At 68.7% G+C, this 21,508-nt stretch carries 23 protein-coding genes; 16 read left to right on the top strand and 7 right to left on the bottom strand.

Annotated features, from left to right (window positions below):
- Complete coding sequence (locus WT97_RS17680; protein WP_059501211.1) at nt 1-759, top strand: TIGR00730 family Rossman fold protein; 759 nt, start codon at nt 1-3, stop codon at nt 757-759.
- 380 nt (nt 760-1,139) lie between these two features.
- Complete coding sequence (locus tag WT97_RS17675; protein ID WP_059501212.1) at nt 1,140-1,430, top strand: hypothetical protein; 291 nt, start codon at nt 1,140-1,142, stop codon at nt 1,428-1,430.
- Between the two features lie 114 nt (nt 1,431-1,544).
- Here WT97_RS17675 and WT97_RS17670 read toward each other — a convergent pair whose 3' ends face one another.
- Nucleotides 1,545-3,071, bottom strand: coding sequence for an AMP nucleosidase (locus WT97_RS17670; protein WP_034205241.1), 1,527 nt, complete (start codon nt 3,069-3,071; stop codon nt 1,545-1,547).
- Between the two features lie 129 nt (nt 3,072-3,200).
- Here WT97_RS17670 and WT97_RS17665 point away from each other — a divergent pair, with 129 nt between their 5' ends.
- From WT97_RS17665 to WT97_RS17645, 5 genes are all read left to right on the top strand, one after another.
- Nucleotides 3,201-3,596 carry a hypothetical protein gene (locus WT97_RS17665; protein WP_006479446.1) on the top strand — a complete coding sequence of 132 codons (396 nt, stop codon included), beginning with the start codon at nt 3,201-3,203 and terminating at the stop codon, nt 3,594-3,596.
- 98 nt (nt 3,597-3,694) lie between these two features.
- Nucleotides 3,695-4,693 (top strand): homoserine kinase, encoded by a 999-nt coding sequence (locus tag WT97_RS17660; RefSeq protein WP_059501214.1) that lies wholly within the window; start codon nt 3,695-3,697, stop codon nt 4,691-4,693.
- On the top strand, nt 4,684-5,493 hold the full coding sequence (locus WT97_RS17655) for a BPSS1780 family membrane protein (RefSeq protein WP_059501215.1): 810 nt from the start codon (nt 4,684-4,686) through the stop codon (nt 5,491-5,493). Before WT97_RS17660 ends, WT97_RS17655 begins: the two co-directional genes overlap by 10 nt.
- 192 nt (nt 5,494-5,685) lie before the next feature.
- A complete protein-coding gene (locus WT97_RS17650; RefSeq protein WP_060353938.1) occupies nt 5,686-6,138 on the top strand; it encodes a MarR family winged helix-turn-helix transcriptional regulator in 453 nt (150 codons plus the stop codon).
- Between the two features lie 154 nt (nt 6,139-6,292).
- A complete protein-coding gene (locus tag WT97_RS17645; RefSeq protein ID WP_048988685.1) occupies nt 6,293-6,712 on the top strand; it encodes an organic hydroperoxide resistance protein in 420 nt (139 codons plus the stop codon).
- Between the two features lie 109 nt (nt 6,713-6,821).
- On the opposite strand, the gene WT97_RS32980 is transcribed toward WT97_RS17645, so the two are convergent.
- Both WT97_RS32980 and WT97_RS17640 read right to left on the bottom strand, forming a co-directional pair.
- Nucleotides 6,822-6,998 carry a DUF3563 family protein gene (locus WT97_RS32980; RefSeq protein WP_080747669.1) on the bottom strand — a complete coding sequence of 59 codons (177 nt, stop codon included), beginning with the start codon at nt 6,996-6,998 and terminating at the stop codon, nt 6,822-6,824.
- 74 nt (nt 6,999-7,072) lie between these two features.
- Nucleotides 7,073-8,182 carry a PHB depolymerase family esterase gene (locus WT97_RS17640; protein WP_060353937.1) on the bottom strand — a complete coding sequence of 370 codons (1,110 nt, stop codon included), beginning with the start codon at nt 8,180-8,182 and terminating at the stop codon, nt 7,073-7,075.
- 259 nt (nt 8,183-8,441) lie between these two features.
- On the opposite strand from WT97_RS17640, the gene WT97_RS17635 reads away from it, so the two are divergent.
- From WT97_RS17635 to WT97_RS17620, 4 genes are all read left to right on the top strand, one after another.
- Nucleotides 8,442-9,140, top strand: a complete 699-nt coding sequence (locus tag WT97_RS17635) for a phosphatase PAP2 family protein (protein ID WP_060353936.1) — start codon at nt 8,442-8,444, stop codon at nt 9,138-9,140.
- A 117-nt stretch (nt 9,141-9,257) separates the two neighbouring features.
- On the top strand, nt 9,258-10,052 hold the full coding sequence (gene modA, locus WT97_RS17630) for a molybdate ABC transporter substrate-binding protein (RefSeq protein WP_060353935.1): 795 nt from the start codon (nt 9,258-9,260) through the stop codon (nt 10,050-10,052).
- A 10-nt stretch (nt 10,053-10,062) separates the two neighbouring features.
- Complete coding sequence (gene modB, locus WT97_RS17625) at nt 10,063-10,740, top strand: molybdate ABC transporter permease subunit (protein ID WP_060353934.1); 678 nt, start codon at nt 10,063-10,065, stop codon at nt 10,738-10,740.
- A 64-nt stretch (nt 10,741-10,804) separates the two neighbouring features.
- Nucleotides 10,805-11,506, top strand: coding sequence for a sulfate/molybdate ABC transporter ATP-binding protein (locus WT97_RS17620; RefSeq protein ID WP_060353933.1), 702 nt, complete (start codon nt 10,805-10,807; stop codon nt 11,504-11,506).
- Between the two features lie 165 nt (nt 11,507-11,671).
- Here the strand turns inward: WT97_RS17620 and WT97_RS17615 are convergent, their stop codons facing one another.
- The 3 genes from WT97_RS17615 to WT97_RS17605 all read right to left on the bottom strand — a co-directional run bounded on the left by WT97_RS17615 (nt 11,672) and on the right by WT97_RS17605 (nt 14,701).
- A complete protein-coding gene (locus tag WT97_RS17615; protein ID WP_060354072.1) occupies nt 11,672-12,508 on the bottom strand; it encodes a TOBE domain-containing protein in 837 nt (278 codons plus the stop codon).
- Between the two features lie 53 nt (nt 12,509-12,561).
- Entirely contained in the window at nt 12,562-14,178 is a 1,617-nt protein-coding gene (locus WT97_RS17610) for a CHAD domain-containing protein (RefSeq protein WP_060353932.1), read from the bottom strand.
- 139 nt (nt 14,179-14,317) lie between these two features.
- On the bottom strand, nt 14,318-14,701 hold the full coding sequence (locus tag WT97_RS17605; RefSeq protein WP_034205254.1) for a tautomerase family protein: 384 nt from the start codon (nt 14,699-14,701) through the stop codon (nt 14,318-14,320).
- Between the two features lie 112 nt (nt 14,702-14,813).
- On the opposite strand from WT97_RS17605, the gene WT97_RS17600 reads away from it, so the two are divergent.
- The 5 genes from WT97_RS17600 to WT97_RS17580 all read left to right on the top strand — a co-directional run bounded on the left by WT97_RS17600 (nt 14,814) and on the right by WT97_RS17580 (nt 19,514).
- Complete coding sequence (locus WT97_RS17600; RefSeq protein ID WP_060353931.1) at nt 14,814-15,671, top strand: LysR family transcriptional regulator; 858 nt, start codon at nt 14,814-14,816, stop codon at nt 15,669-15,671.
- Nucleotides 15,672-15,713: 42 nt separating this feature from the next.
- Complete coding sequence (locus WT97_RS17595; RefSeq protein WP_059501385.1) at nt 15,714-16,637, top strand: DMT family transporter; 924 nt, start codon at nt 15,714-15,716, stop codon at nt 16,635-16,637.
- Nucleotides 16,638-16,704: 67 nt separating this feature from the next.
- Nucleotides 16,705-17,484: a sensor histidine kinase KdpD gene (locus WT97_RS17590; RefSeq protein ID WP_060035771.1), complete on the top strand. Its 780-nt coding sequence runs from the start codon at nt 16,705-16,707 to the stop codon at nt 17,482-17,484.
- 76 nt (nt 17,485-17,560) lie between these two features.
- Nucleotides 17,561-18,904, top strand: coding sequence for a hemolysin family protein (locus tag WT97_RS17585; RefSeq protein ID WP_059501225.1), 1,344 nt, complete (start codon nt 17,561-17,563; stop codon nt 18,902-18,904).
- Between the two features lie 25 nt (nt 18,905-18,929).
- Nucleotides 18,930-19,514: a thiamine phosphate synthase gene (locus WT97_RS17580; protein WP_059501226.1), complete on the top strand. Its 585-nt coding sequence runs from the start codon at nt 18,930-18,932 to the stop codon at nt 19,512-19,514.
- Nucleotides 19,515-19,582: 68 nt separating this feature from the next.
- Here the strand turns inward: WT97_RS17580 and WT97_RS17575 are convergent, their stop codons facing one another.
- Nucleotides 19,583-21,235, bottom strand: a complete 1,653-nt coding sequence (locus WT97_RS17575) for a DUF3459 domain-containing protein (RefSeq protein ID WP_060354071.1) — start codon at nt 21,233-21,235, stop codon at nt 19,583-19,585.
- Nucleotides 21,236-21,508 lie beyond the last annotated feature (273 nt).

The raw sequence follows: 21,508 nt of genomic DNA, 5'->3' as shown, positions 1-21,508 counted from the left end.
ATGAACAAGAGAAAAGTGATTCCGAGTCTGCGTTCGCTCGCAGATCAAGAACGCGCGACGGCCAAGAAGGCGCGCGCATCGTGGCAGATGTTCACGATTATGGCAGAGTTTATCGAGGCGACCGAGTACCTGTCGGAGATCCGCCCGGCCGTCAGCATCTACGGTTCTGCCCGCCTCAAACCCGACACGCCGCACTACAAGCTCGCCGCGCAAATCGCGCGCAAGCTGTCGGACGCCGGCTTCGCCGTGATCTCCGGCGGCGGCCCCGGCATCATGGAAGCCGCGAACAAGGGTGCGCACGCCGGCAAGGCGCCGTCGGTCGGCCTGAACATCGAGCTGCCGCACGAGCAGGCGGGCAATCACTATCAGGACATCTCGCTGCGCTTCCGCCACTTCTTCACGCGCAAGGTCACGTTCGTGAAGAATTCGGATGCGGTGATCGTGATGCCGGGCGGCTTCGGCACGCTCGACGAGCTGTCCGAAGTGCTCACGCTGATCCAGACGAAGAAGTCGCGCCTCGTGCCGATCATCCTCGTCGGCAGCGAGTTCTGGCAGGGGCTGCTGCAATGGTTCCGCGATCAACTGATTCCGATGGGCCTGATCAATCCGGAAGACATGGATCTGATGCAGGTGATCGACGATCCCGACCAGGTGCTGGATGCCGTGCTCGCGTTCTACGAGGACAGCGGCGAGGAAGAAGGCTCGGATGACGAAGATCATCCGCCGCGCCCGGAAGAAGACCGGATGTTCTATTTGTAACCGGTCAATGACGACAGCCGGCCCGACGGCCGGTGTCGTGCTTTTCAACTATGGACCTCGCGATCCGGCGGCCCGCCGGGCGTGATTTTGTAACGCGAGGTTAATGCCCGTTCGCCGCCGCGCGCGGTCGAATGTCAAATCCCCGCAGTCGGCGCTGCGCCATGTCGCGGGATCGCCCATACCGGCGGCCCGTCACTGTCAAATGGATGACCGGTCGCGCGCCTGCGCACCGCCAATCCTCCGTAATAATCACGACTCGCCTTTTCCATCGCGCGCCAGCACACTTCATCGTGTCGGCGCGGCGATCCCCCGGTGGAACGGTCCCCCTCGCTTCCATCGCGTCGCGCCGGCCCATTCATCACCCCACCACGGAAAAGAACATGCAACGCTCGCTGATCGCCCTCGCCTTCGCCGGCCTCGGCCTTTCGCTGTCCGGCCTCGCTCACGCCGTCAACGTCGACGTCAACATCGGCACGCCCCCGCCGGTCGTCGTCGCGCCCGCACCCGTCGTGGTCGCACCGGCGCCGGCGGTCATCGTCGGCTGGCACGGCGACCGCTACTGGGATGGCCGCCGCTACTGGGAACGCCGCGAGTGGGAAGATCACGAGCGTCATCGCGGTCATGGCGGCTATCACTGCCCGCCGGGGCACGCGAAAAAGGGCGAGTGCTGAGCGCCCAAGTACGGGGCCATCCGGCCTTCGTATCGAAACGAAAAGAACGAGGCCGCACGCGAACCCGGGTTCGCGTGCGGCCTTTGTCGTGACGGACGCCGTTGCGCGGTGTCGTTACTGAAACGCCACTTCCGCGAAGCTTCTCAGCTTGCGGCTATGCAGCTTGTCGAGCCCGTTCGTGCGCAGGATCTCCATCGCCTTCACGCCGATCTGCAGATGCTGGTCGACCTGCCCGCGATAGAACGTGTCGGCCATGCCCGGCAGCTTCAGTTCGCCGTGTAGCGGCTTGTCCGACACGCACAGCAGCGTGCCGTACGGCACCCGGAAGCGGAAGCCGTTCGCGGCGATCGTCGCGCTTTCCATGTCGAGCGCGATCGCGCGGCTCTGCGACAGCCGCTGCACGGGCTCGCGATGGTCGCGCAGCTCCCAGTTGCGGTTGTCGACGCTCGCGACCGTGCCGGTGCGCATCACGCGCTTCAGTTCCGCGCCTTCGAGCCGCGTGACCTCGGCCACGCCGCGCTCGAGCGCGAGCTGCACTTCGGCCAGCGCCGGAATCGGCACCCACAGCGGCAGGTCGGCGTCGAGCACGTGATCCTCCCGCACGTAACCGTGCGCGAGCACGTAGTCGCCGAGACGCTGCGTGTTGCGCAGCCCCGCGCAGTGACCGAGCATCACCCACGCGTGCGGACGCAGCACCGCGATGTGATCGGTGATCGTCTTCGCGTTCGACGGGCCGACGCCGATGTTGACCATCGTGATCCCGCTGCCGTCCGCGCGCTTCAGGTGATACGCGGGCATCTGCGGCAGGCGCGGCGGCGCGGTGCCCTCGGCCGGTTCGCCGCCGAGGTTCGCGTTGTACGTGACGACGTCGCCCGGCTCGACGAACGCGCTGTACTCGCTGCGGTACGCGCGCACCTCGGGGTCGTCGCTTTCCGTCATCAGCGTACGGCCGAGCTTCACGAACTCGTCGATGTAGAACTGGTAGTTCGTGTACAGCACGTAGTTCTGGAAGTGCGTGGGCGACGTCGCCGTGTAGTGGCGCAGCCGGTGCAGCGAGAAGTCGACGCGTGCGGCCGTGAACAGCGCGAGCGGATGCGGCTCGCCCGGGGCCGGTTCGAACGTGCCGTTGACGATACGATCGTCGAGATACGACAGATCGGGCGTGTCGAAGATGTCGCGCATCGCGAGCAGGCGGTCGCGATCGAGTTCGCCCTCGAGATGAATGCCTTCCGGAAAGGCGAAATGGATCGGAATCGGCTGCGACGACACGCCGATCTCGATCTTCACGTGGTGGTTCTTCGACAGCAGGCGCAGTTGCTCGCGGTAGTAGTTCGCGAAGAGATCGGGGCGCGTGACCGTCGTCTCGAATACGCCGGGGCCCGCGACGAAGCCGTACGAGCGGCGCGAATCGACGTGCGTGTTGACGTCGGTGCGGATCCGCACGAACGGGTAGCACGCGCGCACGTGCTCGGTGATCGGTTCGTGGCGGCGATAGCGCGCAAACGCATCGCGCAGGAAGCCCGTATTCGTGTCGTAAATGGCGGACAGCCGCGCAACGGCGGCGATCGGATCGTCGAAAGCCTCGACCGACGGGCTTTCGGGCGACAGCACACGGTGCCGGCGGCTCAAATCGTTCTTCATTTTCATCACCTCGTCTGATCCGACGACATTACCACGGAACCCCGTCGCCTTTATGGCTGCCCCTGCGCGCGCCAGGGCCGGATGGCGCGCAGTATTTGCTAAAATCGGTGGGTTCACTGGAGACTCATCATGAAGCCGCTCATTTTCGTCGCCGCTGCCGTCGCGTTTGCCGCCGCCAGCGTCGCTCACGCCGCCGGCGGCACGCCTGACGCCGACGCGCAGGCCCGGGCCGAGGCCAACGAAGCCGCCGGCCTGCCCGATCTCCGCAAGATCAACCGGCCGGGCGCCGAAGTCACGTCGAAAGTCGACTTCGCCGACATCCGCCGCACGCCGAGCTTCCACGAAAAGAGCAAGAACGGCACCGAAGTCACCGAGTACCGCGACCGCGGCAAGCCGGTCGAGATCGACGTGAAGTCGAACTTCGGCACGCGCTACCAGATGAGCTCGACGCCCGACACGTCGCCGAAGCCGCACGACGCGGGCATCCCGATCACGCGCCTGCCGTCGCTGAACCTGCGCTACTGATTCCGTGGCGTCGCGCACCGATCGCGCCGCGCCGCCCCTTCACCTGCTGTCGCGATGCACGCCGCCCGCGTGCCGACACCCTGACTGACGCATCCCGCATGGCCGTTTTCACCGCTGTTTCCGACTCCGATCTCGCGCAATGGATGCGCCACTACGAACTGGGCGACGTGCTTGCGTTCCGCGGTATTCCGTCCGGTATCGAAAACAGCAATTTCTTCCTGACGACGACGCGCGGCGAATACGTCCTCACGATCTTCGAAAAGCTCACGGCGCAGCAACTGCCGTTCTATCTCGACCTGATGCGCCATCTGGCCGCCCACGGCGTGCCGGTGCCGGACCCGGTCCCGCGTGACGACGGCGCGTTGTTCGGCGAACTGCACGGCAAGCCGGCCGCGATCGTCACGAAGCTCGACGGCGCGGCCGAACTCGCGCCGGGGGTCGAACACTGCATCGAGGTCGGGCAGATGCTCGCGCGTCTGCATCTGGCCGGGCGCGACTACCCGCGCAGCCAGCCGAACCTGCGCAGCCTGCCGTGGTGGCAGGAGAACGTGCCGGCCATCGTGCCGTTCATCACGGACGCGCAACGCACGCTGCTCGAAGGCGAGCTCGCGCACCAGGCCGGCTTCTTCGCGTCGGACGACTATGCGGCGCTGCCCGGCGGGCCGTGCCATTGCGACCTGTTCCGCGACAACGTGCTGTTCGCCCATGCGGCGCCCGGCACGGGCCACGAGGTGCGCCTCGGCGGCTTCTTCGACTTCTACTTCGCGGGCTGCGACAAGTGGCTGTTCGACGTCGCGGTGACCGTCAACGACTGGTGCGTCGACCTCGCGAGCGGCGTGCTCGACGTCGCGCGCGCCGATGCGCTGCTGCGCGCATACCAGACGGTCCGGCCGTTCACGGCCGAGGAACGGCGCCACTGGAGCGACATGCTGCGCGCCGGCGCGTACCGCTTCTGGGTGTCGCGCCTGTACGACTTCTACCTGCCGCGCGCGGCCGAGATGCTCAAGCCGCACGACCCCGGCCATTTCGAACGCATCCTGCGGGAGCGTATCGCGCATACGCCCGCGCTTCCCGAGATCCAAACCGCATGCAACTGATCGAAGTGCCCGCGAAAACGGGCTATGTCTGGTTCCGTCAAGGCATCTGGCTGTTCCGCCGGAATCCGCTCGCGTTCATCACGCTGTTCTTCACGTACCTGCTCGCCATTACGCTGGTGTCGAAGGTGCCCGTGATCGGCTCGGCGCTGCCGCTGGTGTTCATTCCCGGCATCGCGGTCGGTTTCATGGCCGCGTGCCGCGACACGGTGGCCGGCAAGACGGTGATGCCGACGATTCTCGTCGACGGCTTTCGCTCGTACGGCACCGTCGCGACCCAGCGGCTGCTCGCGCTCGGCGCGATCTACGTCGCGTCGATGGTGCTGGTGTTCGCCGCTTCGTCGTTCGTGGACGGCGGCGCGCTGTTCCATGTGATGATGGGCGCGGCCGACGAAGCGAACACGACGCCCGAGACGCTGGCCGCGCAAGGCACGCTCGGCGCGCTGTTCTTCGCGACGCTGCTCTATCTGCCGGTCTCGATGCTGTTCTGGTTCGCGCCGGTGCTGGTCGCGTGGCATGACGTCCCGCCCGCGAAGGCGCTGTTTTTCAGCGTCGTCAGTTGCTGGCGCAATCGCGGCGCGTTCGTCGTGTACGGCGCGCTGTGGTTCGGCGTCGCGCTCGGCACGTCGCTCGCGCTGTCGCTGCTGCTGCAGGCGCTCGGCGCCGGCGCGTATGCGCTGACGATCATGATGCCGGTGACGATCATCATCGTCACGATGCTGTACTGCTCGTTCTACGCGACCTATCGCGGCTGCTTCGGCGTGCAGGAACCGGGCGCGACCACGACGATGTCGGGCCGCTGACCCTTCTCCCGGCCGGCGCATGTCGCCGGCCATCTCGCCGTTTCTCGCGCCGGCTCGTCGCCCGGCGCGCCTTGACCTCTCCCCTTTTTCCGCTATCGACCCGCATCCGGTCGCCCCTGTTCAATCCGGTCTTTTGGGCGCAAAATAATTTGCGTACAAATCGTTCGCGCATCCGCCGCGTTTCCCCGAATCATGGATCGCCTGCCTCCGCTGCCCCAGACGCTCGACGAGCAACTGTGCTTCGCGCTTTACTCGACTTCGCACGCGATGACGAAGGCGTACAAGCCGCTACTCGACAAGCTGTCGCTGACCTATCCCCAATATCTCGCGATGCTCGTGCTATGGGAACGCGACGACATGGCCGTGAAGGACATCGCCGCGCGGCTCGATCTCGATCCGGCCACGGTCACGCCGCTGCTCAAGCGGCTGGAAGCGCTCGGCTACGTGGAACGCGTGCGTAGCGCGGCCGACGAGCGCGTCGTCAACGTGCGCGTGACGCCGGAAGGCCGTACGCTGAAGGATCGCGCGCGCTCGGTGCCCGCCGATCTCTTTTGCGCGATGCAGCAAACCCCCGAGTTCCTGATCAGGCTGCGCGCTGATCTCCAGCAATTGCGCGACGCGTTGTCGGCAGCCAACGAACGCTGACGTTCGAGCGCCGAGCGATCTGAGCGGCGCCATCGGGTTTTTCTTTCAAATTTCATTTGCACACTAATGATTTGTATTCTATATTTTGCTCGTGGCCGGCGACGCCCCGTCTTGCCGGACCGCTTTTCCCCCCTTTTCCGACAGGAGCTGCACGATGAACATTCTGTACAAGACCAGCGCCACGAGCACGGGCGGCCGCGACGGCCGCGCGGTATCCGCCGACCACAAGCTGGAAGTGAAGCTCGCCGCGCCGCGCGAACTCGGCGGCACGGGTGCGGAAGGCACGAATCCGGAGCAACTGTTTGCCGCAGGTTACTCGGCCTGTTTCCTGAGCGCGATGAAATTCGTCGCGGGCCAGAACAAGCAGACGCTGCCGGCCGATACGCAAGTCACGGCGGAAGTGGGCATCGGCCCGAACGATGCCGGCGGCTTCGGGCTCGACATCGAACTGCGCGTATCGCTGCCGGGGCTCGACAAGGCCGACGCGCAGGCGCTGGTCGACAAGGCGCACCACGTGTGCCCGTATTCGAACGCCACGCGCAACAACGTACCGGTGCGCCTGACGGTCGTCTGACGCGACGCAGGTTCAGCGGAATGCAAAAAGGGCGCGTGCGGCACCATGCCGCACGCGCCCTTTTGCGCGAATCGTCGAAATGGCGGGCCGGCAGGCCCGCGTGCGCCGCTTAGCGCGCGCCGAACGAATACGGGCGGTTCAGTGCCGCGTCGCGATCGATCTTGCGCATGCGGAATTCGAGATCGTAGATGTCGGTGGCTTCGGCCAGGTACGCGTCGGCGCGCTCTTTCGCGGCCTTTTCAGCATTCTTGGTCAGCATCAGGAAGAGGTGGCTCAGCAGGTACATGTTCGATCTCGCAAAGGTCTTGACTAGGGTTTTCCCGAATTATAGGGAAAACCCTAGTCTTTGGCCAGCATCGATCAAACGGTGCGTCGTTCGGTCGCCACAGTGCGACGATTGGTTTCGAAAAAGGCCCAGATCATAGCGCTTGCGTCGGGGCCGACTGCCGCGTGAAACGGCACGGCTTCGTCACCGCCGGCCCATGCGTGATCGAGCCCTTTCACGTGGCAAAGCCGCACGACCGGCTCGCCGTCGCGGCATACGTCGGTAATCCGGGCGCCCGTTTCGCGCGTCTCGACCCGCTCGCCGCCGCGCAACGCACCCCGGCTGTCGGCGAGCCCGTTCAGGCGCATGAACTGCACGGCCAGTTGGTCGGCATTCTTCGGCGCGACGACCCGATCGCCGTCGCCCTGGACGATCAAGGCCGGCATGCCCGGATACGCGCCGGTGTCGACCAGCGTATCGACCGCCGCCGCCGGGTTCTGCCGCAGGCCGCGCCGCATCACGTCCATCGCCGTGATGCCGGAATTCGCCTCGCCCAGCGCGGGGCCGGAGTGCAACGCGACCGCCGCGAAGCGGTCCGGATGGTGCAGCGCAAGAAGCGACGCGAGGCCCGCGCCAGCCGACAGCCCCGCGACATAGACGCGCGACGCGTCGAAGCCGTGCTCGTCGACCAGCGCGTCGACCAGCGACGCCACCGCGTCCGCCTCGCCCCGCCCCGCGCGGTCGGTGTCCTCATACCAGTGCCAGCAACCATGCGCGTGCGCACGCAGCGACTGCTCCGGATACAGCACCGCGAAACCGTGCTTGTCGGCCAACAGGTTCATCCGCGTGCCCTGCGCGAATTCGTCGACGGACTGCTTGCAGCCGTGCAGCATCACGACGAGCGGCATCGCGTCACGCCGGCGGCCGGGCGGCACATAGAGCCCGTACGCGAGGTTCTGGACGAGGCGGCCGAGCGCCGGCGCCATCGGATGTTCGCCGCGCGTCCATTCCCCCGCCGCCCAGGCGGCCGCGCGCGGCCGCACGCGCGATTCGCGCGGCTGGGACGGATCGGGCACGGCAGAAGAGGCCACGGCCTCGAGTGCATCGCGGGTGATGCGCTGCGCATCGCGCGCCGCTCGCTTGGCGACCGGAGACAGCATGCGTTTCATGCCGCCCAGCCACACCTTGGTCAGACTTTTGGTCATCGATCGGGCTCGCAGTCAGGAAAAATAGGGGCGCCATCAGAGCACCGCAACGGATGCATCGTTCGACTTTGTGCAATGCACCATAGCATTGTTTCCAGGATTTTTCCTGCGCGCCGATCGTTCCCGATGGTGCAAAAAACGGGCCCCATGCGGACGCGGCGCTATACTGGGGCTTCGTCGCTTGTATCCGTTGTAGTCGTTCTTCCCGGCTCGCGCGTTGATTTAAGCATTGTCCCCGCCTTCGTCCGCCCCCTTCCCGATGTTCGACCTGCCCGCTCACCTGTGGATCATGATCACCGCGTTCGGCGGCGCCGGCCTGACCTTGCCGCTCGCGATCACGATCGCCGTCTGGCTCGCGCTCGGCTACTCGTGGCAGCGCGCGGCCGCATGGCTCGGCGTGCTCGCGGCCGCGATCGGCGTGGTGGCGCTCACGAAGATCGCGTTCCTCGGCTGGGGCATCGGCATCCGCGCGTGGGATTTCACCGGGTTCAGCGGGCATGCGATGCTGTCGACGTCGGTGTATCCGGTGGCGATTTTCCTCGCGCTGATCCGCACGCGCACGCCGGTGCGGATCGCCGGCATCGCGCTCGGGCTCGCGGCCGGTGTCGCGGTCGGCGTGTCGCGGGTCGCACTCGCCGCGCATTCACCGTCCGAATCGATCACCGGCTGCATCGTCGGCGCGATCGCCGCGCTCGCGTTCATCGCCAGCTCGTGGCGCGCGGCGCCGCACCGCTGGTCGGTGCCGGCGGTCGTCGCGAGCCTCGCGCTCGTCACCGTGGCGCTGCACGGCCTCACGGTGCCGTCGCACCGCTGGGTCACCAAGGTCGCGCTGCAACTGTCGGGCCACGAGCGCCCGTTCGTCCGCGCGCGCTGGAAGGCCAATCCGAACTACCATCCTGCGTCGCAGCCGTCGTCGCTGCAGCGCACCCAATCGGCGCCGCATACGCTTCACGCGTGACGGGCGCCGCTTTCCACGTCTGACCGTTTCATGCGCACCTTCGCATGAGCAGTATGCCGAGCGTTATAACCCGCCCTATATTACGATTACGGTTTCCACCCATTCGAAACGAATCCCATGCGCTCAACCGTCCGTCCGCTTCGCCGCGCCCTGCTTCGCCTGCTGCCGATCGCCACGCTTGCCGCCGGGGTCGCGTTCAGCGCGCCCGCTTCCGCCGCCGACGAACTGGTCGTGTCGGCGGCCGCCAGCCTGACGAATGCATTCAAGGCCGTCGGCGACGCGTACGAGAAGCAGCATCCCGACACCAAGGTGCTGTTCAATTTCGGTGCATCGGACGTGCTGATGCAGCAGATCGCCAAGGGCGCGCCGGCCGACGTGTTCGCGTCGGCCGACCAGAAGGCGATGGATCGCGCGGTAAACGAGAAGGTGATCGTGCCCGGCACGCGCCGCGATTTCGCCGCGAACTCGCTCGTGCTGATCGTGCCGGCGGATAGCCGCGCGGCCGCGCCGACGTCGCTGAACGACCTGACCGCGCCCGGCGTGAAGCGCATCGCGTACGGCGACCCGGCCTCGGTGCCGGTCGGCCGCTACACCGAGGGCGCACTGCGCGCGGCCGGTGTGTGGGACGCCGTCAGCGCGAAGGGCGTGCTCGCCGCCAACGTGCGCCAGAGCCTCGACTACGTCGCGCGCGGCGAGGTCGACGCGGGCTTCGTGTTCGGCACCGATGCCGCGATCATGCCGGGCCGCGTGAAGGTCGCGCTGACGGTGCCAACCCAGACGGCCATCACCTATCCGATCGCCGTGGTCAAGGACAGTCGCCACGCCACGCAAGCGCAGTCGTTCATCGATTTCGTCGCGTCGCCGCAGGGCCAGGCCGTGCTGTCGACGTTCGGCTTCAAGCCCGCCAAGTGAGCGTATCGCGATGCAAGACGCCTGGGTCCCGCTGCTGCTGTCGCTGAAGGTGGCCGGCTGGGCGACCGCGCTCGACATCGTGCTCGGCGTCGCGGCCGCGTTCGTGCTTGCGCGCTGGCGCTCGCCGCTGCGCGACGTCGTCGATTCCGTGCTGACGCTGCCGCTCGTGCTGCCGCCGACGGTGCTCGGCTATTACCTGCTCGTGCTGCTCGGCCGGCACGGCGTGTTCGGCGCGTGGCTCGACACGCTCGGCATCGCGCTGGTGTTCACGTGGCAGGGTGCGGTGATCGCGTCGATGGTCGTCGCGTTTCCGCTGATCCTGAAATCGGCGCGCGCGGCGTTCGAGGGCGTCGATCCGCATCTGGAGCGCGCCGCGCGCACGCTCGGGCTCGGCGAAGGGGCGGTGTTCTTCCGTGTGACGCTGCCGCTCGCCGCGCGCGGGATCCTCGCGGGGGCGCTGCTCGCGTTCGCGCGTGCGCTCGGCGAATTCGGCGCGACGCTGATGATCGCCGGCAACCTGCCTGGCCGCACGCAGACGCTGTCGGTCGCAATCTACGCAGCCGTGCAGGCCGGCGACGACGCCACGGCCAACTTCCTCGTGCTGGTGACGTCGATCACCTGTGTGCTCGTGCTGCTCGCGACCGGCTGGCTCGTGCCGTCGCGCGCCCGGCGGAGCCAACTGACATGAAGCACCCGTCCCGTCCGTATCGCCGGCGCCGCCCGGCAGCGTGCCTGCCTCGGCGGAGGGTCGAATGAGCCTCGTCGTCGATATCCGCAAGACCTATGCGAACGCCGAGCGGCGCTTCACGCTCGACATGTCGTTCACGGCGGCGACGCAGCGCGTCGTGCTGTTCGGACCGTCGGGCGCGGGCAAGAGCATGACGCTGCAAGCGATCGCCGGACTGCTGACGCCCGACGAAGGCGCGATCGTGCTGAACGGCGAACCGCTGTTCGACGCCGCGCGCCGCATCGACGTGCCGACCCGCGAACGCCGTGTCGCGTACCTGTTCCAGGACTACGCGCTGTTTCCGCATCTGAACGTGCGACAGAACATCGCGTTCGGGCTCACGTCCGGGCTGCGCAACCCGCGTGCGAAAACGGCGCCGCCGGAGGTCGCGTACTGGCTGCGCGCGTTCGACCTCGAATCGCTCGCGGGGCAGTACCCGTCGCAGTTGTCGGGCGGGCAGAAGCAGCGCGTGGCGCTCGCGCGCGCGCTGGTCGCGCAGCCGCGCATCCTGCTGCTCGACGAACCGTTCGCGGCGCTCGACGGCGCGATGCGCCAGCGCATGCGTCATGAGCTCGCCGAACTGCAGGCGCGGCTCGACATCCCGATGGTGCTGATCTCGCACGACCCCGACGACGTCGCCGCCTTCGGCGACCAGGTCGTGCAGTTGAGCGAAGGACGCGTGCAGGCGAGTGCGCCGCACGCCGAGTGGCCGACGCGCGTCACCTGAACGCGCGACGCCGTGGTCGTGACCGTGGCGCTGGCCGCCACGTTGAAGCCTGAGAGACGCCGCGCCCGCGGCACATGCTGAAAGCGGAAACGAAGCCGGTGCGATGCAGACGAATGCGGCACCGGCTTCGCCCCGCCCCTGCGGCGAGCCGCGCTGCCCGCCCGGTCAGCCCGTCACCGCCAGAATCACGCTCGACGCCTTGAACAGCGCGATCGCGCGCCGGCCGGCTTCGAGCTGCAACGTGTCGACGCTGTCGTTGGTCACGACGGCCGTCAGCGTCCCGCCGCCGTCGAGCGCCAGCGTCACCTCGCTGTTCACCGCGCCCGCCGCGACCGCTTCGACGCTGCCGCGCAGCCGGTTGCGCGCGGACACCTTCAGCTCGGCCCCGTCATCGTCGACCGCGAGCACGACCCACGACGCCTTCACCAGCGCGCACGCGCTCGCGCCTTCCCGCAGCCCGAGCGCCTCGGCGCTTTCGTGCGTCAGCACGGCGACGACGGATTGCCCGCCCGGCAGCGCAAGCGTCACCTCGTCGTTGACGGTGCCGCGCACGATCGACGCGACCTTGCCGAACCACTGGTTGCGCGCGCTCGTCTTCATCCCGATCCGGCCGATCAGCGCCCAGTCGACGTCGAAGCCGGCCACGGCCGCGCTCGCGGCCTCGATGAAGCGGCGATGCTCGCGCTCGATCGTGCGAAATGCGGCGATCAGCGACGTCGCGCGCGGCGTCAGCGTCGTGCCGCCGCCGCCCTTGCCGCCCGTCGAACGCGCGACCAGCGGCTCGCCGGCAAGATTGTTCATCGTGTCGACCGCGTCCCACGCGGCCTTGTAGCTGAGGCCGACGGCCTTCGCCGCGCGCGTGATCGAACCGGTGTCGCCGATCGCCGCGAGCAGCGCGATGCGCGTCGCGCCGCCGAGCGTCTGTTCGCCGGCGCGCAGCCACAGCTCGCCGCCCAGTTCGAGCGGCCCGGCGGACGAGGAAGAATGCGGTGCGTCGGTCATCATCGGCATGCGTGCGGGAAACGGGCGGCCATTATAGGGGCGACGCGCGGCGCTCAGCCCGGCTTGCCGCCGAGCTTCGGCGCCCGCAGGCTGGCCAGTAGCGCCTCGGCGTCGCGTGCCGCCCGCTGTTCGAGCGCGGCGCCGTAGCCGCGCACGAAACCGAGCTGGTACGGCGGCGCCGCGAGTTGCTCGAGATGATGCAGCGCGACCATCGCGTCGTTCGCCTCGCCGAGCACGCTCTGTACGCGCGCCAGCGTCTTGACCGTCTCGTTGCGCGTGCGGCGCGACGCGAGCGACGCGAAGAATTCGAGGGCATAGCGCAGCCGCTTCGCATCGATCCGCACCCGATGGCGTGCCGCGGTGTCGAGCGACGTGAGCGACGGCGATGCGTAGAGATGACCGAACAGCCGCCGCACACGCTTGGTCGCGTGACGCCGCAGCGACGGCGCGTCGTCGCCATCGGCCGCCGGCAGCGCGAGCGCGCTCAGCCATTCGAGCCAGCCGAGCGTCAGCCGCGCATAGCGGGCCGAATGCAGCGCCTGCCGCAGCTCGACGCGCGCGGCCATCGACTGCGCGCGGGCGGCGTCGAGCGTGCCGTCCCAGTCGCTGCCGCCGCCGTCGGCCGCGATCAGCGCGGGCAGGCTCTCGGTCGCGAACACGTCCCAGTCGCGCACCGTGCCGAGCAGCGCGGCGAGCCAGCGCAGGTCGACGCCGAGCGTGTCCTTCCATTGACGGCCGGTGAAGCGCGGGAAGAAGCGCATCAGCGTGCGCAGGCGGCGCAGCGCGACGCGCATCTGGTGCACGAATTCGGGATCGTCGCGATCGAGCACGCCGCATTCGTTGCCGAGCCACTGCGCGGTGATGTCGCCGGACAGCGCGAACAGCGCGGCGCGCTGGGTGCGGATGCCGGTCAGGTCGACGGATTGCGCCTTGACCAGCGCGGGAGCCAGCGGGCCGCCCGCACAGGCGCGGTCGATCACGCTCGTCAGTTGCACGAAGGCGGGCCACGCGCCGCTCAGTTCGCGCGCCGCGGCAAACAACGCGCGCAGCGCGGCCGTGCGCGCGGCCACGGTTTCCCAGTCGGGCGCGGCCAGGCGCAGCTCGACGTGGCGCCGCGGCGGCTCGCCGCCGCCGTGCAGCGTGATGTCGTCGAGCGTCATTTCGACCACGACGCCGCTGTCGTCGGCCCAGCGCCCGCGCCGCCGTTCGCTGACGAGGCGCAGCGCCGACGCCTGGGACCGCGCTTCGTCGGTGTCCGGTGCAACGCCGCCGACGGCGGCCGATGCGTCGGCACCGGCTGCGGCACTCGGCGTGGGTATCGGCAACGGCGTCGCGACCGCGATCCCCGCGTGCTCCGCGTCGAACAGTTCGCGCTGCGTGACGCCGGGGGCGAACGTCGCGGTGCGCGAGGCGACGACCCGCGTGCCATGCGCGTTCGATTCGACCCACGTCCACCAGTTCGCGCCGGGACTCCGCTCGGCCTCCTCGATCTGGCACGGTGCGATCGTCACGCGCTCGTGGCCGCGCCGCATCCGGACCTGCGGGCAGATCCGCCACGCACGCACGAGTTCGGCGCCGAAGTCGCGCTGCGCGCCCCGGGCGCGGCTTGCGCCCTTGACCGGCCAGCCTTCCAGCGACAACGACAACACGATTTCCAGCACACGCGACATGGAGGCTCCTGCACATGAAGGATCGCCGGCGCATCGACCGCGCCGGCGTCGCTCGTGAAGCAGCTTCCATAGTACACGGCCCAAAACGGCGCAGGCGACGATCCGGCCCTGTCTCCCTGCGGCCGGTCAAGCCGGCACGTCAGACGGCGTATTGCGCGATGCCGTTGCCGAACGACCAGTTTTCCTTCAGCACCTCGACGAGACTGATGAATACGTCTTCCCGCCGCACGCCGGGCTGCTGCGCGAGGTTCTCGACGATCGTCCGGTACAGCGCCCGCTTCTGCTCGAGCGTGCGTGTGTTGTTCGCGGTGATCTGGATCATCACGAGATCGTCGCTGCGCTCGATATCGTAGTAATGACGGCCGAACACGAAATTCTCGGCCGCATGCTCGGTCACGACCATGAAGATGTCGTCCTCGGGTACGTTGAACGTCTGCATCAGCGCGCGGTGCACGCCGTCGACGAGGGCCCTGCGGTAGGCGGCCGGTTTGCCTTCGCGTACGGCGATACGGGTGAATGGCATGGTCTTGCTCCTGTCGGTAAGTGACGTTGAAGAACGAAACACGGCGTCAGGTTAGGCGCGCCAATCTATAATGAACAGTCATTGATGAATATTTCATTCATTTTCATTTGAAATGAAAGTACTCGATCTCGATGCCGTCCGCGCATTCGTGCTGGTCGCCGACCTCGCCAGCTTCACGCGCGCCGCCGATGCGCTCGGCACCACGCAATCGGCCGTCAGCCTGAAGCTGAAGCGGCTGGAAGCCCATCTCGGCAAGCCGCTGCTGGCGCGCACGCCGCGCGTCGTCAAGCTGGCCGCCGACGGCGAAAATTTCCTGCCGGCCGCCCGCGCGCTGCTCGACGCGCACGAGCATGCGCTCGGCGCGATCTCGACCGGCACGGTCCGCCTGTCGCTCGGCGTCAGCGAGCACGTCGCGGTGCCCGACCTGCCGGCCGTGCTCACGAGCCTGCACCGGCAGGATCCGGGGCTGTCGCTGGAAATGCATCTCGGCGCGTCGACGAGCCTGCTCCCGCAATACGACGAACGGCGGTTCGACGCGGTGATCGTCCGTCACGAGCCGGGCGAGGATCCGCCGCGCGACGACGGCACCCCGCTGTTCACCGAGCCGCTGGCCTGGCTCGCCGCGCCCGACTGGACGCCGCGCGCCGGCGAGCCGCTGCCGCTCGCGGTGCTGGCCGGCCCCTGCGGCGTGCGGGCCGCCGCGCTGCGCGCGCTCGACCGCGCGGGGCTGCCATGGCGCGAGCGCTTCACGGGCGGCGGGGTCGCGGCGGTCACGGCGGCGGCCGCGGCGGGGCTTGCCGTCTGCCCGCTCGCGCGCCGCGTCGCCCCGCGCACGCTGGTCGACGTCGGCACGAAATTCGGGCTGCCGTCGCTGCCGCAATCGCAGGTCGTGCTGTATTCGCGCGTACGCGACGCCCGGGCCGCCGCCGCGCTGCGCAGGTTTGCCGACAGCCTTGCAATCTCGGCGTAAACTAGCGGGCTTCGCCGCCCCGCAATCTCCAGACGAATGCCGATGAAGCCCGACGCCCGCAAGCACCTCCGCGCCAATCTGCTGATGCTCGCCGCCGCCGCGATCTGGGGTTCCGCTTTCGTCGCGCAACGCCTGAGCCTCGACGTGATCGGGCCGTTCCTGTTCACCGGGCTGCGCTTCCTGCTCGGCGCGCTTGTGCTGGTGCCGCTGCTGACGGTGAATGCGGCGTCGCGCGCGCAGCTCGCGGCCATCCGGCGCGAACCGGCCCTGCTGCTGCCGGGCCTCGCGCTCGGCGGTCTGCTCGCCGTGTCGATCTCGCTGCAGCAGTTCGGCCTGCAATACACGCGGATCGCCAACGCCGGCTTCATCAGCTCGCTGTACGTCGTGATCGTGCCGCTGATGGGCGTGTTCGCGCGCCACCGGATCGGCGCAGGCACGTGGTTCGGCGCGTTGCTGGCCGCGATCGGCCTGTATTTCCTCAGCATCGACGAACACTTCGCGGTGCTCGACGGCGACTGGTTCCAGCTCGCGGGCGCCGTCATCATCGCCGCGCACGTGATGGCGGTCGGCCATCTCGCGAAACGCCACGATCCGCTCGTGCTCGCGTTCCTGCAATTCGCCGTGTGCGGCATCGCGTGTCTCGCGGTCGGCCTGGCGGTCGAACCGGTCAGCGTCGCGATGCTGCGCGGCGCGCTGCCGACACTGCTGTACGGCGGGCTGCTGTCGGTCGGGGTCGGCTATACGCTGCAGGTCGTCGCGCAACGCGACGCGGCGCCCGCACACGCGGCCGTGATCTTCAGCATGGAAGGCGTGTTCGCGGCGATCGCCGGCTGGGCCGCGCTCGGCGAAACGCTGACGCTGCGCGCGCTCGTCGGCTGCGCGCTGATGCTGGCCGGCCTGCTCGCGTGCCAGTTGCTGCCGAACGGCGACGCACGGAAAAAGGACGAGGACGCGCTGCCGGCGTGACACCCACCGTCCCTATAATGGCGATTCGCGTGACTTCCACGCCAACCGCTTCCGACAGGCCTGCTCCGTGACGTCCACTTCCGCCGATCCCGCCGCCGACCTGCTGCGCGAACGCGCAGCGCACTACGCCGCCCAGGCGGCGCTGTTCCTGCGCGACCAGGCGCTCTCCATCGCGTCGCACGACCTGCGCAGCCCGCTGAATGCGATGCACAGCTGGGCCTACGTGCTCGAGCGCCAGCTCGCCAATGCCGATCCGAACCTGCAGCGCGCGCTCGCGGGCATCCGCACGGGCATCGACCAGCAGGTCGCGCTGATCGACGGCGTGCTCGACGCGCCGCGCGCGGAAACGCGCATGCTCACGCTCGCGCCGCGGCCGTTCGCGCTGCGCGCGCTGCTCGACGAGACGATCGCGCTCGTGCGGTTCGCGCTCGCCGACGCACGGCAGGTCGCGCTCGACACGACGCTGCCGGACGGCGAACCGTCGCTCGCCGTTGATCGCGAACGCGTCGCGCAGGCGCTCTGGACCATGCTGACGACGGCCGTCGAGGCCAGTGCCGCGGGCAGCCGCGTCGCGTTCGCCTGCACGCGCGACGGCGCGCAATTCACCGCGCGCGCCACCTGCACCGTGGACGCCGGCGTGCTCGTCGATCCCGCGCAGCCGCACGCGTTCGAATCGTTCGCCCGGCGCGAGATGCTGCGCGAGCGCGATACAAAACGCAGCGCGTGGACGCTCGCGCTGTGCCAGCGCGTCGCACTCGCGCATGGCGGCACGTTCGCTCACGACGTGTTCGCCGATGGCGCCGCCGCCACCCTCACGTTCTCGATTCCCTGCGAGGCGCCGGTGTAAGCCAGCGGCCAGCCGACACATTACAAATTCCTTTCCGGCTCTATACTGATGGGCCTGTCATAACCGGAGCGATTCTTTGTTACAGATCTTCGCGCTCATCGGCGCGTTGTTCCTGGTGGCCCTGAACGGGTTCTTCGTTGCGGCCGAATTCGGCCTCGTCAAACTCCGCGCGACGCGCGTCAAGACCCTCGCCCGCAAGCGCGGCCTGCGCGGGCGCATCCTCGGCATCGTGCATGGCCGGCTCGATGCGTATCTTTCCGCGTGCCAGCTCGGCATCACGCTCGCGTCGCTCGGCCTCGGCTGGGTCGGCGAACCGGCGTTCGCGCAACTGATCGGCCCGCTGCTCGACCTGATCGGCGTCCACTCGGAACGCGTCGTGCACCTGATCTCGCTCGTGTTCGCGTTCTCGCTGATCTCGTTCCTGCACATCGTCGTCGGCGAACTGGCGCCGAAATCGATGGCGATCCGCCAGTCGGAGAAGGTCGGCCTGTGGGTCGCGCTGCCGCTCTACGCGTTCTACTGGGCGATGTACCCGGCGATCTGGGTGCTCAATACCAGCGCCAACGCGGTACTGCGGCTTGCGGGGCTGTCGGCCGACCACGGCGGCGATGCGCACTATTCGACCGACGAGCTGAAGCTGATCCTGCGCAGCCGCCGCAGCGCGGCCGGCAATGCGGCCCAGCCGGCGCGCGGCACGTACAGCAACGACGAGTGGAACACGCTCGCGCACTCGCTCGATTTTTCGTCGATGACGGTGTCGGACCTGATGCGGCCGGCCCATGAAATGATCGGCCTGCGGCGCGACCTGCCGCTGCCCGACAACATGGAGATCGTCGCGCGGCACCGCTTCAGCCGCTATCCGCTATTCGAGGATGCGTCGCGCGAACAGGTGAGCGGGCTGATCCACCTGAAGGACCTGTTGCTCGCACGTCACGCGGGCGCCGCGCTCGAGGACCTGTCCGATTACGTGCGCCCGGTCCAGTACGTGAAGCCCGACACGCCGGCGCTCGAGCTGTTCCGCCGCTTCCGCAAGGGCGCCCCGCACTTCGCGCTGGTGGGCAACAAGGGCGAGAAGCCGATCGGCTTCCTGACGCTCGACAACCTGCTCGGCGCGCTGGTCGGCCAGATCCACGACGAGTTCCGCCAGGGCGATGCCGACTGGAGCCGCCTCGACGACGGCACGTTGATGGGCAAGGGCAGCCTGCCCGTCGTGTCGCTCGAACAGGCACTCGGCATCGACATCGACGAAGGCCGCGCGGAATCGGTCGGCGGCCTCGTGATCCAGGCGCTCAGCGACCTGCCGACCGAAGGGCAGCGCGTGTCGTTCGACCGCTTCGACGTCGTCGTGAAGAAGATGAACGGGCCGCGCATCGTGCTCGTGCGCGTCTATCCGAAGATCGCGAAAGAGGCCGACGAATGACGGCCGCGCGTCGCGTCGTCGCGCGATGAACGCGCCGCTGCCGCGCTGCTGCGTGATCACGCCGGAACCGGCGTCCGCGTCGGCGGCCGATCGGGCCGCGTTTCTCGACCGGCTGTCGGCCGTGCTCGCGCGCGGCGAAACGCTCGTGCAACTGCGCGTGAAATCGCTCGACGCGGCCGCGTTCGCCTCATTGGCAGCCGCAGCGCTCGCGCGCTGCGACGCAGCCGGCGCATCCCTGATGCTGAACGGCCCGATCGATGCAGCCGGCGTAATGCGGCTCGACGGCGCCGGCTGGCATCTCGACGGCGCCGCCTTGCGCGCCGTCGCGCAACGGCCGCTGCCGGCCGGCCGCCGCGTGTCCGCCGCGTGCCACTCGCGCGACGATCTGCTGCTGGCCGCGCGCGCGGGCGCGGATTTCGTCACGCTGTCGCCGGTGCTGCCGACGCTCAGCCACCCCGGCGCGCCGACGCTCGGCTGGGCGCAATTCGACACGCTGGCCGCCGAGGCCACGATGCCCGTGTTCGCGCTCGGCGGCATGACGCGCGCGCATCTCGACGAGGCGCGCCGTCACGGCGCATACGGCATCGCGGGCATCCGCGGGTTCTGGTAATTCTGCGCCTTCGGCAGCGCTGCCGGGCCGGACCGCGCCCGGCTCCGGCGCGTCACGCGTTCATCGCGTCATGCGTTCAGGTTCGGACGCATCCCGCGCCACGAACCGTCGTCGATGCGACGCACATCGTGCGTCAGCGCGTAGCGATTGACGTCGCCCGTCAGCCACGCGACGAGCGAATACGGCGGCAACTCCCCTTCATCGACCCGGTCGCGTGCACGCGCCGGCGTCTCGAACACCACCCGCCCTCGCGGTGCGTCGAACGGTACCGCCTCGGGCGACAGGTTCAACGCGATCGTCAACGTTTCGTCGTCGGCAAGCCGCCACGATGCGCACAGCGCGTCGGCATCGCCGTCGCCGTCCGCTTTCAGCGCACGTGCGTCCTGCGGCCGGCAATCGGACAGCCTTGGCGCGATCAGCTTCGCGCGCACCGCGAGCGCCGACTGCACGAAATGCGCGCGGTCGATGTCGCGCGCGGTTTCGTCGAAGATCAGCGGGATCTGCGGCGTGAGCAGCGACAGCGCCAGCCCGGCCAGACCGGCCGCCTGCCCGCGATCGCCCGGGGCGCCGTCGCGCCATGCGCCATCGGACAGGACGAGCGACGTCAGCGACAGGCCGCCGTCGGCGGCCATCCCGTCAGCCGGCGCGGCCGGCCGGTACGCCGCGCCGGCCGCGGTCAGCGCGCGGGCGAGCGTGTGAATCGACTGGTGCATGGAAATGCCTTCATGCGCCAACGTGTCGCGCCCCGTGAGCCGGTGCAGCGCGCGTTCGCCGCAGCCGTTCCACTGTGCGTCGAAATGGGTATCGGCGAGATGGGCCGGATGCCGCTCGCTGCCGAGCACGAGGTGGATCAGCCGGTCGGCCGGCACGGCGGCGCGCACGCGATCCGCGATCTCGCGCAGCCACGACACGCCGATCCGGTCGGCTTCGCGCAGGCGCAGCCCGTCGCAGCGGTATTCGTCGATCCAGTACAGCGCGTTGTCGCAGAAGAAATCGCAGACTTCCGGATGGTCGAGCGCGAGCGGCGCGGCCTGCAACGGATCGTCGCGCGTGTGGAAGAACGGCCCCGCGTAGTGGCGCAGCGCATCGGTGCCGCTGCCGAAGCGCGCGTAGTCGAGCTCCAGCAGCACCGCGAGACCGTGGCCGTGCGCGTCGTCGATCAGCGCCTTCAGCGCGTCGGGGCCGCCTTCGGCCGCGAGCGGCGCGAACGGCAGGCTGTCGTGCGGCGACGCGAGCAACTCCAGCGCGGTCACGCCGAGGCGCGCGAGCTGCGGCAGGCGGCGGCGCACGCCGTCGAAGCCGCCCACCGCGTGCGGGCGGATCGCATACAACGCGATGTCTTCCCACGCGCGCCCGTGCCAGAACGTATTGCGCCATTTGAACGCACGCGGATCGACAACCTCGCTCGGGCCGTTGAGCCCCTCGGGTTGCGAGCGTGACGCGGGATCGGGAATCGACACCGTATCGTCGAGACGATAGCGGTAACGTGCACCCGCGCCGCAGTCGACGAAGACTTCGAACCAGTTCGGGCCGGCGCTCGTCATCGGGACGAGCGTCGGGCCGTAGCCGGTATCGAGTTCGAGCTGGACGTGGGTGCTGCCGGGCGCCCATACGCGGAAATGCGTGCGCGGCGTCGTGCTGAGCGCGCCGCAAGGCTGCGCGCCAAACGGCAAACAATGGATGTAGTGCTGCGCGTACGGATCGTGCGGACAATCGGACATCATGCGCTCCTCGTGCGTACCGAGCGGCATGGCCGCGCCGATGGCGCAGCGCATCGGGCCCGGCATGCGACGGCCAGGCGGGAGAGAGAAACGAGTATGCGCCGGATTCGCCATCGCGATGCATCGTGATCAGACATTTTTAAATGCGAATCGACCCCGGGAAACCGGCCGGCGCGGGCAGACGAGTCGGGTAGTCGGCATACCGGAATGATCGCTCGCCTTGTTGCGCCGGCCGCGCGCCCCTACGCTCTGCGTCATGCCCGCGGACACGTC

The sequence above is a fragment of the Burkholderia sp. MSMB1459WGS genome (assembly GCF_001534535.1).
Lineage (GTDB): Bacteria > Pseudomonadota > Gammaproteobacteria > Burkholderiales > Burkholderiaceae > Burkholderia.
This window is presented reverse-complemented; position numbering and strand designations above follow the sequence as displayed.